The sequence below is a fragment of the Geodermatophilus sp. SYSU D00965 genome (genome assembly GCF_054050075.1).
Map to the genome: position 1 here is coordinate 21,532 of NZ_JBJGYQ010000024.1, position 14,012 is coordinate 35,543.

General features: G+C 75.4%; 11 protein-coding genes. 4 read left to right on the plus strand and 7 right to left on the minus strand.

The features are described from left to right. Positions 1–2 precede the first annotated feature (2 nt). Positions 3–476 (minus strand): response regulator, encoded by a 474-nt coding sequence (locus ACI789_RS20125; protein WP_457011142.1) that lies wholly within the window; start codon positions 474–476, stop codon positions 3–5. Positions 477–705: 229 nt separating this feature from the next. Between ACI789_RS20125 and ACI789_RS20130 the strand changes: the two genes are divergently transcribed. Together ACI789_RS20130 and ACI789_RS20135 are read left to right on the plus strand one after the other, a co-directional pair. Next, on the plus strand, positions 706–1,428 hold the full coding sequence (locus ACI789_RS20130) for a hypothetical protein (RefSeq protein WP_457011144.1): 723 nt from the start codon (positions 706–708) through the stop codon (positions 1,426–1,428). Further along, positions 1,425–4,646 (plus strand): bifunctional cytochrome P450/NADPH--P450 reductase, encoded by a 3,222-nt coding sequence (locus tag ACI789_RS20135; RefSeq protein ID WP_457011145.1) that lies wholly within the window; start codon positions 1,425–1,427, stop codon positions 4,644–4,646. Before ACI789_RS20130 ends, ACI789_RS20135 begins: the two co-directional genes overlap by 4 nt. Before the next feature lie 9 nt (positions 4,647–4,655). Here ACI789_RS20135 and ACI789_RS20140 read toward each other — a convergent pair whose 3' ends face one another. From ACI789_RS20140 to ACI789_RS20150, 3 genes are all read right to left on the minus strand, one after another. Next, positions 4,656–5,243 (minus strand): MFS transporter, encoded by a 588-nt coding sequence (locus ACI789_RS20140; protein WP_457011147.1) that lies wholly within the window; start codon positions 5,241–5,243, stop codon positions 4,656–4,658. A 146-nt stretch (positions 5,244–5,389) separates the two neighbouring features. Beyond that, the gene (locus tag ACI789_RS20145; RefSeq protein ID WP_457011148.1) at positions 5,390–6,823 is read right to left on the minus strand and encodes an ATP-binding protein; all 1,434 of its coding nucleotides are present in this window, start codon (positions 6,821–6,823) and stop codon (positions 5,390–5,392) included. A gap of 73 nt (positions 6,824–6,896) precedes the next feature. Further along, positions 6,897–8,555: an FAD-dependent oxidoreductase gene (locus ACI789_RS20150; RefSeq protein ID WP_457011149.1), complete on the minus strand. Its 1,659-nt coding sequence runs from the start codon at positions 8,553–8,555 to the stop codon at positions 6,897–6,899. A gap of 200 nt (positions 8,556–8,755) precedes the next feature. Between ACI789_RS20150 and ACI789_RS20155 the strand changes: the two genes are divergently transcribed. After that, entirely contained in the window at positions 8,756–9,097 is a 342-nt protein-coding gene (locus ACI789_RS20155; RefSeq protein ID WP_457011150.1) for a UBP-type zinc finger domain-containing protein, read from the plus strand. Between the two features lie 133 nt (positions 9,098–9,230). Further along, a complete protein-coding gene (locus tag ACI789_RS20160) occupies positions 9,231–10,013 on the plus strand; it encodes a hypothetical protein (RefSeq protein WP_457011151.1) in 783 nt (260 codons plus the stop codon). A gap of 12 nt (positions 10,014–10,025) precedes the next feature. Here ACI789_RS20160 and ACI789_RS20165 read toward each other — a convergent pair whose 3' ends face one another. From ACI789_RS20165 to ACI789_RS20175, 3 genes are all read right to left on the minus strand, one after another. Beyond that, a complete protein-coding gene (locus ACI789_RS20165) occupies positions 10,026–11,474 on the minus strand; it encodes a carboxylesterase family protein (protein ID WP_457011152.1) in 1,449 nt (482 codons plus the stop codon). 120 nt (positions 11,475–11,594) lie between these two features. Further along, complete coding sequence (locus tag ACI789_RS20170) at positions 11,595–12,947, minus strand: MFS transporter (protein WP_457011153.1); 1,353 nt, start codon at positions 12,945–12,947, stop codon at positions 11,595–11,597. A 267-nt stretch (positions 12,948–13,214) separates the two neighbouring features. Then, on the minus strand, positions 13,215–13,889 hold the full coding sequence (locus tag ACI789_RS20175) for a TetR/AcrR family transcriptional regulator (protein WP_457011155.1): 675 nt from the start codon (positions 13,887–13,889) through the stop codon (positions 13,215–13,217). Positions 13,890–14,012: the final 123 nt, after the last annotated feature.

Sequence of the window (14,012 nt, forward strand, 5' to 3'; positions counted from 1 at the left end):
GCTCACCCCGCGCCGGGGTCGACCTCGCGGACCGCGCGCGGGGTCCACGCCGTCCCGCCCTCGGCGAGCTCCCGGATCCGCCGCGGCAGGTCGACCAGGTCGGCGCCCTTGAGCAGGTAGCCGACGGCCCCGAGGCGCCGGGCCCGGTGGAAGTTCACCAGGCTGAAGCAGCGGGCGAGGACGACGACGCGGGTGCCCGGGGCGACGTCGAGCAGCTCGCGGGCCGCCTGGAGCGGGTCGGTGCCGGGCAGCTCCGGGTCGACCAGCACGACGCGCGGGCGGGTGCGCAGACCGGACTCCAGGAGCTCGTCGCCGGTCTCGGCCTCCGCCACGACGGTGATGTCGTCGGTGTCGTCCAGGCAGTCGGTCAGGACACGGCGCAGCACCGGGTGCGCATCGGCGACCAGGACCGTGGTGACCGGGGTGCGCGGCGGGTCGCCGACGGGCGCCGCGGGCCGGATGAGCCTCGTCGTCACGTCTTGAGAGACGCCCGGGCGTGGCCGCCATGACGACGTGCAGGCCAGGCCCGCGTGCCCGCCGCGCCTCTCACCGCCCGTGGCGGCCAGGCGGTCCCCCTGTGACCGACCGGCCGCCCCGTGTGGCGGACGCCGGTGGATGCGTTGACCCCGCCCCGGAGCAGGAGTAGGAGGGTGCGGTTCCTCCCTGGCTGGTGGGCGAGACCACCCGCGGTCCCCGGAGGGCAGCATGCGGGTCCCGACACGGACACGGGGGGGTGCACCGGGCAGCGCGGCCGAGGACGCCGGCGCGCGGCTGGCGGCCGCCCACGCCCGCACGGCCGGGTGGTCCGGGCTGGTCCTCGCCGCGCTGCTCGTGGTGGCCCTGGTCCTGGTCCGCCGGATCCCCGGGCTGGCCGACCCCGACGACACCTACCGCGCGTTCTACGACGGCGGCGGGGCCGACACGCTCACCCTCGTCGGGTTGTACGTGGTGCCGTTCGCGGGGATCGCCTGCCTGTGGCACGCGATGGCCACCCGCACGGCCTTCCAGCTGCGCCGGCCGCGGTCGTGGGCCGAGATCCCGCACTGGCTGCACCTGGCCAGCGCGGTGCTCTTCGTCTGCATGCTCTTCGCCGGGACCGCGGCGGTCGGCGCGGTCGCGCTGCTGACCCGCTTCTCCGACGCCCCGCTCCCGGGGCCGGACGTCACGCGCGCGCTGTCGTCGGCCGGCTACGCGCTGGTGTTCGTCTACGGCGTGCGGGCCGCCGGCATGTACATGATCACCACCACCGGGCTGGCCACCGCGGCCGGGGTGCTGCCCCGGCCGCTGGCCGTCGTCAGCTACCTGCTGGCCGTCTTCCTGCTGGTCAGCGTCACCTTCCACCCCGCGATCCTGCTGGTGTTCCCGGCCTGGGTGCTGCTGGTCAGCACCGTGCTCCTGGTGCGCCGGCCGTCAGGAGGCTCCCCGTGACCGCCACCATCGCCCTCGACGAGGTCCCCGGCCCGCGGGGTGTGCCCGTGCTCGGCAACGTCCTCGACATCGACACGGCCAGCCCCTTCGAGAGCCTGATGAAGATGGCCGAGGAGTACGGGCCGCTCTACCGGTTGACCGTCCCCGGCGGCACGCGGCTGATCGTCTCGGGGCCGGAGCTGGTCGCGGAGGTCTGCGACGACGCGCGGTTCGACAAGCTGGTCGGCGGCGGGCTGGCCAACCTCAAGAAGGACGCGCTCGACAACGGGCTGTTCACCTCCGACACCGACGACCCGATGTGGCACCGGGCGCACGAGATCCTGATGAGCCCGTTCAGCCTCCAGGCGATGCGCGACTACCTGCCGAAGATGCTCGACGTCGCCGAGCAACTGGTGGAGAAGTGGTCGCGGCTCAACCCCGGGGAGGACGTCGACGTCCCGGCCGACATGACCCGGCTGACCCTCGACACCATCGCGCTGTGCGGCTTCGGCTATCGGTTCAACTCCTTCTACCGGGAGACCCCGCACCCGTTCGTCGACGCGATGATCCGCACCCTCGCCGAGTCGCAGGCCCGCGCCCGGCAGCTGCCGATCCAGACCCGGCTGAAGGTCCGGGCCCAGCGGCAGCTCGACGAGGACCAGGCGTTCATGAACGACCTGGTCGACCGGCTCATCGCCGAGCGGCGCGCGCAGGGGGACGCCGCGGACACCACCGACCTGCTCGGCCGGATGCTGACCGGCGTCGACAAGAACGGCGAGCGGCTGCCCGACCGCAACATCCGCGCGCAGTGCATCACCTTCCTCATCGCCGGGCACGAGACGACCTCGGGGCTGCTGTCGTTCGCGCTCTACTACCTGGTGGCCAACCCGCGGTTCCTGGAGCGGGCCCGGGCGGAGGTCGACACCGTGCTCGGCCGGACGCCGCAGCCGACGTTCGAGCAGGTGCAGCGGCTGCGCTACGTCCGGCAGGTGCTCGACGAGTCGCTGCGGCTGTGGCCGACCGCCCCGGGCTTCAGCCGGGCGCCGTTCGAGGACACCGTGATCGGCGGCCGCTACGCCGTCCCGGCGCACACCCCGATCACGGTGCTCTCCCCCGCATTGCACCGCGCCACCTCGGTGTGGGGTCCCGACGCCGCGCAGTTCGACCCCGACCACGTCGCCCCCGAGCGGCTGGCCGCGCTGCCGCCGCACGCCTACAAGCCCTTCGGCACCGGGCAGCGGGCCTGCATCGGCCGCCAGTTCGCGCTGCAGGAGGCCACGCTCGTGCTGGGCATGCTGCTGCAGCGGTTCGACCTCGTCGACGACCGCGGCTACCAGTTGCACACGAAGACCACGCTCACGATCAAGCCCGACGACTTCCACCTGCAGGTGCTGCCGCGGGCCGACGTCCCCCTCGGCATCCCGGTCCAGCGGACCGGCCCCGAGCCCGCCGCCCGGGCCGCCGCCCCGCAGGCCGAGCCGGTGCCGACGGTGGCGCGGCACGGCACGAAGCTGACCGTGCTGTTCGGCTCCAACCTGGGCACCGCGGAGTCGATCGCCACGCGGCTGGCCCAGGAGGGCACCGAGCGCGGCTTCGACGTGACGCTCGGGACCCTCGACGACCACGTCGACGACCTGCCCGCGGGCGGCGCCCTGCTCGTCGTCTGCTCCTCCTACAACGGGACGCCGCCGGACAACGCCGCGCAGTTCTGCCGCTGGATCGGCTCGGCGCCCCCCGATGCGGCCGCGGGCGTGACCTACACCGTCTTCGGCTGCGGCAACACCGAGTGGGCGAGCACCTACCAGGCCGTGCCGACCCTGCTGGACCGGGAGCTGGCCGCCCACGGCGCCGAGCGGGCGCACGACCGCGGCGAGGGCAACGCGGCCGGTGACCCCGACGCCGGGTACCGCGACTGGCACGGCGACCTGTGGGCGACGCTGGCCGAGGCGCTGGACCTGCCCGCCGAGGTCGCCGCGACGGCCCCCGCGGGGCCGCGGCTGTCGATCACCCTGACCAACCGGCAGCTCACCAACCCGGTGATCCTCTCCTACCGCGCGCGGCCGGCCCGGGTGCTGGCCAACCGCGAGCTGCTGACGGCCGGCCCGTACGGCACCCCGGGGAGGTCCACCCGGCACCTCGAGGTGGCGCTGCCCCAGGACCAGGGCTACCGCGCCGGCGACCACCTCGGCGTGCTGCCGCGCAACAGCATCGAGCTGCTGCGCCGGGTCATGGGCCACTTCGGCCTGGACGCCGGGCAGTACGTCACGATCATCCCGAACGCCGGGTCGCACACCCACCTGCCGATCGACGAGCCGGCGCCCGTGCTCGGGGTGCTCGGCAGCTGCGTCGAGCTGCAGGACGTCGCCACCCGCGACGACCTCGAGCTCCTCGCCCGGTACACCGACGACCCGCGGCAGCGGGCGGAGCTCGAGCAGCTGGCCGGGGACGACGAGCGGTACCGGGAGCGGGTCCACGCGCCCAACCGCTCGGTGATCGACCTGCTCGAGGAGTTCCCGGCGTGCGCGCTGCCGTTCGCGGAGTACCTCGACCTGCTGCCGCCGCTGCGCCCGCGGTACTACTCCATCTCCTCCTCGCCGCTGTCCTCCCCCGACGTCTGCAGCATCACGGTCGGGGTGCTGCAGGCCCCCGCCCGCTCCGGGGCCGGGACCTTCACCGGGGTCGCCTCGGGCCACCTGGCGCAGCTGCCCGAGAACGGGACGGTGTTCGCCTTCGTCCGGGAGCCCACGATCGCCTTCCGGCCGCCGGAGGACCCGGACGTGCCGATGGTGATGGTGGGTGCCGGCACGGGCCTCGCGCCGTTCCGCGGGTTCCTGCAGGAGCGCGCGGCGCAGCAGGACCAGGGCGTGCCGGTGGCCCGGTCCCTGCTGGTCTTCGGCTGCCGCGAGCCGGGCTCGGACCTGCTCTACGCCGACGAGCTGCTCGACTTCCAGCAGCGGGGGCTGGTCCGGGTGGAGAACGCCTTCTCCCGGCAGGACGGCCGCCCGTGCCGCTACGTGCAGGACGCGATCCTCGACTGCGCCGACGAGGTGTGGGAGCTGCTGCAGCAGGGCGCCGTCGTCCTGGTCTGCGGCAACGCCGCGACCATCGCCCCGGGGGTGCGGGCCGCGCTGGTGCGGGTCTTCCGCGAGCGCACCTCGACCGGCGAGGCCGACGCGCAGGCCTGGCTCACCGGGCTGCGCAGCGCCGACCGCCTGGTCGAGGACATCTGGGGTGGCTGACCGCGCGCCTCAGGAGCGGGCGTCGTCCTGCGCGTCGTCCCGCCGGCGGGCGTGCCGCACGTCGACCACGGCCAGCACGAGGGCGGCGCCCACCCCGGCCACGGCCACCGCGAGGCCGGCCGCGGCGGCCGACGCGTAGTCCTGCCCGGTCGCGGCGAGCACGACGTAGAACAGCCCCGGCAGCGCGGCGGTGCCGATCGCGGCACCGAACCGCTGCGCGGTCTGCAGCCCGCCGCCCGCGGCGCCGGCCATCCGCACCGGGACGTCGCGCAGCGTCATCGTCACGTTCGGGGAGATCACGCAGCCGCCGCCGATCCCGCCCAGCAGCAGCGCCGGCGCGGTGGCCCACCCGACCGCGGACGGCGGGACGGTCAGCAGGACGACGGCGACCGCGGCCAGCCCGGTCATCACCAGGACCAGCCCCAGCACCGTGATGGCGCGGCCGAACCGCTCGACCAGCTGGCCGGCGACCACCGCCGAGACCGCGGCGCCGAGGGCGAACGGCGTGACCGCCAGGCCCGACTGCAGCGGGGTGTAGTCCAGGCCGGTCTGGAAGAACAGCGCGAAGACCAGCCAGATGCCCCCTCCGCCGTCCATGCTGCGCCTCGCCCGCCCCCGTCGGCCGTTGATCATGGGGTCGTTGCCGCCGGCCACGCCGCTGCCGGCGTGTCCGGGCGCAACGACCCCATGATCAACAGGGCAGGGGCAGGGGCAGGGGCAGGGGCGGCGGCAGCGCCCCGGCCTCAGCCGCGCGGGACCTCCGCGAGCGGCAGCAGCACCTGGAAGCGGGTGTCCCCGGGCCGGGACTGCACCCGCAGGTCGCCGCCGTGCCGGGTGACGACGATGCGGTAGGAGACGTCCAGGCCCAGGCCGGTGCCCTGGCCCACCGGCTTGGTCGTGAAGAACGGCTCGAACACCCGGCGGCGGAGGTCCTCGGGGATGCCCGGGCCGGTGTCGGCGACCTCGACCAGGGCGCAGTCGCCGTCCCGGCCGGTGCGGAGGGTGAGCGTCCCCTCCCCCGCCATCGCATCGAGGGCGTTGACGACCAGGTTGGTCCACACCTGGTTGAGCTCGCCGGCGTAGGCGGGCACCAACGGCAGCGACCGGTCGTAGTCCTTCACGACGGTCACCCCCGGCGGGATCTTGGCGCTGAGCATCACCAGCGTGGCGTCCAGGCCCGCGTGCAGGTCGGTGGGCTGGTGCGGCGCGCGGTCCAGCTGGGAGTACTGCCGCGCCGCGTCCACCAGGGCGGAGATGCGGCCGGTGCTGTCGGTGATCTCGCCGATCAGCGTCTCGGTCTCCACCGTGTAGGCCAGCCAGCGCACGGCCGACTCCAGCGCGGCGGGCTCGACGGCGTCGGCCACCCGGTCGAGGTCCGCGGGCCCCAGCCCGGCGGGCACGAAGACGCCGGCCAGCTCCCAGGCCCCGCCGATCCCGTGCTCGTCGAACCAGTCGCCGAGCTCGTCCTCCCGGTCGGCGCGCTCCAGCGCGCCGAGCTCGGCGGCGCTGCCGACCCGCGCGACCAGCTCCTCCTGCAGGTCGGTCAGCGCGCGCAGCACCGCGGCGTCGAGCTTGCCGGTGGACAGCAGCGCCAGCTTGTGCCGCATGCCGGCGAAGCGCTCCCGCAGCGAGGCCGCCGCCCGGGACGCCGCCGCGGCCGGGTTGTTCAGCTCGTGGGTGAGGCCGGCACTGAGCTTGCCGAGGGCGAGCAGCCGCTCGCGCTGGCTGACCAGCTCGGCGATGTTGCGCTGGCCGAAGAACAGCCCCTCGAGCAGGTGCACCGCCATCGGGTACCAGCGCCGGAAGACCGCCTCGAACTCGGCGGCCGGCAGCGCGAGGAACCGGCAGTCGGTCACCGCCCGGACCGTCCCCGGGTAGGTCTGCGCGATCCGCTCCCCGATGTAGAACTGCACCGCGCCGGAGTACACGCCGCGCTGCGAGGTCCGGATCGTCTCGACCTCGCTGCCGCCGACGAACCGGACCATGGTCATCTCGCCGTCCAGCAGGACGTAGAAGCACGTCGCCGGCTCGCCCTCGACCGACACGTCGGAGCCGGCCGGGCACTCCACCACGTCACCGTGCTCGGCCACCCAGGCCAGCTGCTCGTCGTCGAGGTCGGCGAAGAGGAACAGCTCGCGCAGCTCCGCCGGGCCCAGCCGGCTCGCCGCGGTGGTCACTGGTCCTCCTCGCTGGCGCTCGTCGAACCCGTGCCCAGAGGTGCTCTGCCTCCGGATGACCTCGCGAGCTCGGTCATCTCTCCCCCAGGTACCGGTGCACCAGGGTCACGGCCATCGCGCCCTCTCCCACCGCCGAGGCGACCCGCTTGACCGAGTCGGCCCGGACGTCGCCGGCGACGAACACCCCCGGGAGGCTGGACTCCAGCAGGTACGGGTCGCGGTCGAGCGACCAGCCCGGCGGGCGGTGGCCGTCCTCCAGCAGCGCCGGCCCGGTCGGGATGAACCCGCGGTCGTCCCGGTGGACGACGCCGTCGAGCCAGCCGGTGCGCGGCGCGCCGCCGATGAACACGAACAGGTGGCTGGCCGGCAGCGTCTCGGTCCCGCCGCCGCGGGCGTCCTGGACGGTGATCGCCTCCAGGTGCCCGTCGCCGTGCGCGGCGGCGACGGTGGTGCAGGTCCGCACCGAGATCCCCGGGATCCCGGCCACCTGCTCGATGAGGTAGGCCGACATCGACGCCTCCAGCGACGGCCCGCGCACCAGCAGGCACACCGACTTCGCGTACCGGGAGAAGAACACCGCGGCCTGGCCGGCGGAGTTGGCGCCGCCGACGACGAACACGTCCCGGTCGGCGCACTCGGCGGCCTCGGTCATCGCCGACCCGTAGTAGACGCCCCGGCCGGTGAGGTCGTCGACGCCGGCGACGCCCAGGCTGCGGTAGGAGACGCCGGTGGCCAGGACGACGGCGTGCGCGGCCACGGCGCGGCCGTCGTCGAGCCGCAGCACCCGCTTGGGGCCGTGCGCCTCCAGCGAGACCACGTCGCGGGCCAGCAGCAGCTCGGCGCCGAACTTCACCGCCTGCCGGCGCGCCCGGTCGGCCAGCTGACCGCCGGAGACGCCGTCGGGGAAGCCCAGGTAGTTCTCGATCCGGCTGCTCTGCCCGGCCTGCCCGCCGGTCGCCTCCCGCTCGACCAGGACCGTGCGCAGCCCCTCGGAGGCGCCGTAGACCGCCGCGCCGAGACCGGCCGGCCCGCCGCCGACGACGATCAGGTCGTAGAAGTCCTCGCGCGGCTCGGTGTCCAGGCCGGCGACGCCGGCCAGCTCGGCCTCGCTGGGATGCCGCAGCACCCGTGCGTCGGGGGTCACCACCACCGGGACGTCGTCCGCCCCGGCCCCGGCGGCGGACAGGATCCGCTGCCCCTCGGGCTCGTCGGCGCTGTACCAGCGGTAGGGCACCGCGTTGCGGGCCAGGAAGTCCCGCGCCCGGAAGGACGGCGCCGACCAGCGGTGGCCGACCAGCTTGACGCCCTCGAACCCCGCGTCGGGAGCGGCCCGCCAGGCGTCGATCATGCCGTCGACCACCGGGTAGAGCTTCTCCTCGGGCGGGTCCCACGGCTTGAGCAGGTAGGCGTCGACGTCGACGAGGTTGATCGCGGAGATCGCGGCGTCGGTGTCGGCGTAGGCGGTGAGCAGGGCCCGGCGGGCGCGGGGGAACAGGTCCATGGCCCGCTCGAGGAACTCGATGCCGTTCATGCCGGGCATCCGGTAGTCGGCCAGCAGCACCGCCACCGGGTCGCCGCGCAGCTTCAGCTCGCGCAGCGCCTCCAGGGCCTCGTCGCCCGAGCCCGCGCGGAGCACCCGGTAATCCTCGCCGTACCGGCGTCTCAGGTCGCGGGCGACGGCGCGGGAGACCCCCGGGTCGTCGTCCACGCTGAGCAGGACCGGTCTGGCCATGACGCCCTCCTGTCCGTCGCTCCCCGGCGCACGCGAGAGTCGGGTGGGGGGAGCGGGTGCGGTTCGGCGCCGGCGAGACGACGTCGGTCGCCGGAGCTGCCGCGGGCCACGCTAGTCCGCACCCGCGCCCTCGGGACACCCGTTTCGGGTACGGGGCGTCCTACGGTGGACGCCCGCCGCCGGACGAGGAGGACGCCGCCATGACCGCAGGGATCGACCCGTCGGTGCCGCCCAGCGGCACCGGCTGCGTGGAGTGCGACGCCACCGGCGGCTGGTGGTTCCACCTGCGCCGGTGCGCGCAGTGCGGTCACGTCGGCTGCTGCGACTCCTCGCCGTCCCGCCACGCCCGGGAGCACGCGGCCACCACCGGGCACCCCGTCGTGCGCAGCTTCGAGCCCGGCGAGGGCTGGTTCTGGGACTTCCCCTCCGAGCGGCAGGTGACCGGTCCGGAGCTGGCCCCGCCCCTCGCCCACCCCGCCGACCAGCCCGCGCCCGGGCCGCGCGGCCGGGTGCCCGCCGACTGGCGGTCCCGCCTGAACTGAGGGCGCGGCGCGCCGGGCGCGACGCGCCGGGGTTCCGCTCGTTCCCGTTCCGCGCACGGCCGTCCCGTGCGCCCGCCGGCCCTACCCTCGAGGTGTCGGGCGTCTCCCCGCGCCCACGTCGTCGGAGGCACCGGTGACCGAGCCCCAGCAGCTGTCCGCCCGCTCCGCCGCCCCTGCGCCGCGCAGCCGGGACCCGCTCCCCCCGCCCACCGTCACGCACGACGGGACGACCCGGCCGCTGTCGGTGCCCGAGGACGCCGGCGCCCCGGGCGCGGCCGACACCGAGCCGGCCGTCCTCGGCTTCCCCGTCGAGCCGCCCGAGGACGCCGGCCCCGAGACCCCCGGCGCCGAGACCGTCGGCACCGGGACCGTCGACGCCGGGGCGGCGGCCGGCGGGTGGTCCGGAGCCGCGGTCGCCGAACCCCCCACGGGGGCCACCGTCGCCGAGCACCGGCTGGTCGTGCTGCGCCGCGCCGACCGGGTCGCCGGGGCCGCGCTGGTGCTGGCCGGTGTCGCCGCGGGCCTGGGCATCTGGCTGCCCTGGGGGCAGGACGTGGGGACCACCGGCCTGGTGCGGGTCGTCGAGGGCGTGCGCACGCTCGGCTCCGGCGTCGCCGAACTGGCCGGCAGCGACGCGTGGCCGGCGCTGGTGGTGGCGGTGGGCGGCGGCGTCCTGTTCCTGCTGGGCCTGGTCCTGTTCCGCCGCGCGCGCACCCACCGCGTCGTGGGCGTGCTGGCCCTGCTCGTCGCGGAGGCCGTGACCGTCGCCGTCCTCGTGGCGCTGGCCGCCGCCGGGTGGGACCCCGCCCGGCTGGGCGCGGGCGCGTGGTGCGCCGTCGCCGCCGCGGTGCTGGGTCTGTTCGGGGCGCTCAAGGCGACGCTGACCGCGCCGAGCGTGACGGTCTCCCCCGGCTGACCCGCCGGCCGGTCAGCCGCCGACGGCCTCCCAGGCGCGGCGGCGCTCGCCGTCGGGGTCGGCGACCACCCGCGGGACCGCGTCGAACAGCGCCGCGCAACGGGCGGCCGGCTCGTACGGCGGCCACTGCTCGAGGACGCCGGCGGCCGGCGTCCCGCCGCGCACGACCGACAGCACCGAGTCGTGCAGCGCCGCGGTGACCGCGCGGTCGGCCGGGCTCATGTCCCCGGCCGGGCGGGCCAGCAGCGGCCGCTCGACGAACCGCGGCGGGTGCGCCCACAGACAGGCGTTGTCCGCGCCGTGCGTGGGGCCGAGCCGGTCGAACGGCGGCAGGGACGGCGCGGCGTCGAAGCGGCTCAGCCAGGCGCGGCCGCCGGCCGCCGCCTGGGCCTGCGCCAGCCGGACCGCCGGGCGCACCCACATCTCGTCGGTGAGCAGCGCCTGCAGCGGGTCCTCCCCCGGCCGCGCCGTCCGCCGGTACACGTCCAGCAGGGCGTCGAACGCCGGGTCGCCGACGTGCGAGCGCGCCACCGCGGCGGCGTCGTCCGAGCCGCCCTGGAGCATCACGGTCATCTCGTCGCGGCAGGAGGCCAGCCACAGCGGGGTCCCCCGCAGGTCGCCGCGGGCGACGACGTCCAGCGGGCTCTCCGGCAGGACGACGCCGTCGCGGACGGGGCCGAAGAGCACGCCGCCGAGGTACTCCCGCCGGCTGCCCGCGGCCGCCCCCCGGGCCGCCGACAGCACGGCCTCGACCGGCAGGTCGCGCAGCCGCGCGAGGTCGGTGCGGGGCACCCCGAGCCGGGCCAGCACCCGGCCGGCGACGTCGGCGCTCTCGGCCGGCTCCTGGGGGAACCCGCCGATGGAGAAGGCGATCGCGGCGCGGGCGCGGCGCCCGGCCGGCGTGGCGAGCAGCGCGCACACCAGGCTCGCCCCGGCCGACTGGCCCACGAGCGTGAGCCGCTCGGGGTCCCCGCCGAAGGCCGACACCTCCCGCTGCACCCAGTCCAGGGCGGCGAGCAGGTCGGTCATCGCCGGGCTGGGCTCGGGGTCGTCGGCGGTGCCCAGCTGCAGGAAGCCGAGCGGGCCGAGCCGGTAGGAGACCGCGACGACGACCGCCGGCCCGGCCGCGGCCAGCACCGACCCGTCGTAGTCGGCGGCGGCGCCGGTCTGGAAGGCGCCGCCGTGGACCCAGAACAGCACCGGCAGCGGGCCGTCGGCGCCGTCGGGTGCGTACACGTCGAGGGTCAGGCACTCCTCGACGCCGACGAGCGTCCCGTTCGGCAGGTACTGGACGCCGACCGGGCCGGGTGCCGTGGCGTCCCGGGGCGCGCGCCACGGCGGGACCGGGGCGGCCGGGCCGAATCGCTCGGCGCGGGCGTACGGGACGCCCCGCCAGCTGCGGACGCCGTCGGCCGACCGCCCGGCGACGGGCCCGGTCGTGGTCTCGACGAGGACGGACATGCAGACCTCCGGGGAACAGGCCTGCGGGCCCCGGCCGGAGAGCCGGGGCCCGCAGGTCGGTGGCCCCGCTGCAGGGTCCCGCCCCGAGCGCGCGAGGGGTGGGGGCAGCGGGGTCCTCTCTCAGGCGCCGACGAGGGCGCGGTCGCGCGGGGTGGCGTCCTTGGAGCCGAGCTGCTCCAGCGGCACGTGCGCGCTCTCCCGGGCGGTGAGGGCGCACAGGCCGGCGACGACGGCGGCAGCGGCGGTCAGCACGGCCACCGGCACCCAGCCGCTCGGGCCGTCACCGACGATCGCGGCCGCGATGAGCGGCGAGAAGCCGCCGAGGGCGAAGCCGATCTGCGTGCCGATCGCCGTGCCGGAGTACCGGACCCGGGTGTCGAACATCTCGCCGTAGAAGGAGGGCCAGATGCCGTTGGCCGCCGAGTAGGTGACGCCGGAGATGAGGATGCCGAACACGAAGACCAGCGCGACGTTCCCGTTCTGCACCGCCCACAGGAAGGGGAAGATCGCCACGGCCGAGCCCAGGGCGCCGAAGACGAACACCGGACGGCGGCCGATCCGGTCCGACAGCCGGGCCCACAGCACCAGCGTGCCCAGCGCGATGGCGTTGGCCACGACGATCATCCACAGCAGGGTCGACCGCTCCATGCCGATGGCCTCGCTGGTGCCCTGCGCGAGCGCCCAGGTGCCCACGATCGTGCTGACCACCGAGACCAGCGCGCACAGCACGACCCGCAGCACCGAGGCCCAGTGGTCGCGGAACAGGACGGCGACGGGCAGCTTGGCGACCTCGTGCTCCTCGCTGGCCCGCTCGAACTCCGGCGTCTCGGGCAGCGACCGGCGCACCCAGTAGCCGACGGCGACGACGGCCGCGGACAGGAAGAACGGGATCCGCCAGCCCCAGCTGAGGAACTGGTCCTCGGGCAGCAGCGCGAAGGGGATGAAGACCAGGTTGGCCAGGATCAGGCCGGCCTGCGTGCCGACGAGGGTGAAGCTGGTGAAGAACCCGCGCTTGCCCTCGGGCGAGTGCTCCAGCGTCATCGAGTTGGCGCCGGCCTGCTCACCGGCGGCCGACAGCCCCTGCAGGATCCGCATCAGGACCAGCAGGATCGGGGCGGCCACGCCGATCGCGCCGTACGAGGGCAGCGCGCCGATGAGGAAGGTCGAGGCGCCCATCAGCAGCAGGGTCAGCACCAGCATCTTCTTGCGGCCGACCTTGTCGCCGAAGTGGCCGATGACGACGGCGCCCAGCGGCCGGGCGACGTAGGCGACGCCGAAGGTGGCCAGCGACAGCAGGATCCCGGTGCTCGGGTTGCTCTCGGGGAAGAACACCTGCGGGAAGACCAGCCCGGCGGCCGCCCCGTAGATGAAGAAGTCGTAGTACTCGAGCATGCTGCCGACGAAGCTGGCGACGGCGGCCTTGCGGGGCGTGTGCTCGTGCGTGGTCCCACCGGGTGGTGTGGTCGTGCTCATGTCGGTCTCCTGAGGAGGCGCGGCGGCAGCGATCTCGTCGTGCCGGAGGGCGTCCGGGACGTACCCGGGATGGTCGGCGGTGCGGTGCTGCGGGCGGCGGCCGGGATCCCCGGCTCCCCGTGCCGCCCTGGGCCCTGGGTGCGGGGCCGGTGCGGTGCTCCCAGCGGCTTATGTACCAACTGGTTACGTACCAGATGGTGAGGTGACCGCCGTCACCGTGTCAAGCCGCCGGGGCCAGTTCGTCCGGCGGCGACGGGGAGGCGCAGGTCAGCGGGCGGTCAGCCAGTCCACGACGAGATCGCCGAGCAGCCGGCGCTGGTGGTCGCGGCGGGCCGGGTCGAGCATGTCGCGGCCGAAGATGGCGCCGAAGGTGTGCCGGTTGGCGGTGCGGAAGACGCAGTAGGCGCTGATCACCTGGTGCACGTCGAGCGCGTCGACGTCGTCCCGGAACAGCCCGGCGTCCCAGCCCCGCTCGAGGATCCGGCCGAGGACGTCGAGGGCGGGGTTGGCCAGCGTGGAGAGCACCTCGGAGCGGGCGATGTGCTCGGCCCGGTGGATGTTCTCGATGCTGACCAGCCGGATGAAGTCCGGGTGCGCCTCGTGGTGGTCGAAGGTCAGGCCGGCGAGCTCCCGGATGGCCTCCACCGGGTCGAGGTGCTCCACGTCGAGCTGCTGCTCAACGCCGCGGATGCGGCTGTAGGCCTGCTCGAGGACGGCGACGTAGAGCTGCTCCTTGCCGCCGAAGTAGTAGTAGATCATCCGCTTGGTGGTGCTCAGCTTGTCGGCGATCTCGTTGATGCGGGCGCCGGCGTAGCCGCGGTCGGCGAACTCGGCCGTGGCGACGGCGAGGATCTCCGCCCGGGTCCGGTCGGCGTCCCGCGTGCGCTCGGGTGCGCTCCCCGGGCCGGAGAGGGGCTCGTCCTCCGAGTACTGCGCAGCCACTCCGGACCCCTCCCGCTCCGACGACCCGTTCCGTCCCCGGAAGCCTAGGTGCCGCCTCCGGCGGCCTCGCCGCGGTGCCGTGGCCCGGATCACGGCAGGGGCTGGCGGGCGGCCGCCGGATGT

What these genes read in the sequence shown, in the direction of transcription:
- ACI789_RS20130 (WP_457011144.1), top strand. Translation starts at nt 706, where the DNA reads ATGCGGGTCCCGACACGGACACGGGGGGGTGCACCGGGCAGCGCGGCC.
- ACI789_RS20140 (WP_457011147.1), bottom strand. Translation starts at nt 5,243, where the DNA reads ATGGACGGCGGAGGGGGCATCTGGCTGGTCTTCGCGCTGTTCTTCCAG.
- ACI789_RS20150 (WP_457011149.1), bottom strand. Translation starts at nt 8,555, where the DNA reads ATGGCCAGACCGGTCCTGCTCAGCGTGGACGACGACCCGGGGGTCTCC.
- ACI789_RS20155 (WP_457011150.1), top strand. Translation starts at nt 8,756, where the DNA reads ATGACCGCAGGGATCGACCCGTCGGTGCCGCCCAGCGGCACCGGCTGC.
- ACI789_RS20165 (WP_457011152.1), bottom strand. Translation starts at nt 11,474, where the DNA reads ATGTCCGTCCTCGTCGAGACCACGACCGGGCCCGTCGCCGGGCGGTCG.
- ACI789_RS20170 (WP_457011153.1), bottom strand. Translation starts at nt 12,947, where the DNA reads ATGAGCACGACCACACCACCCGGTGGGACCACGCACGAGCACACGCCC.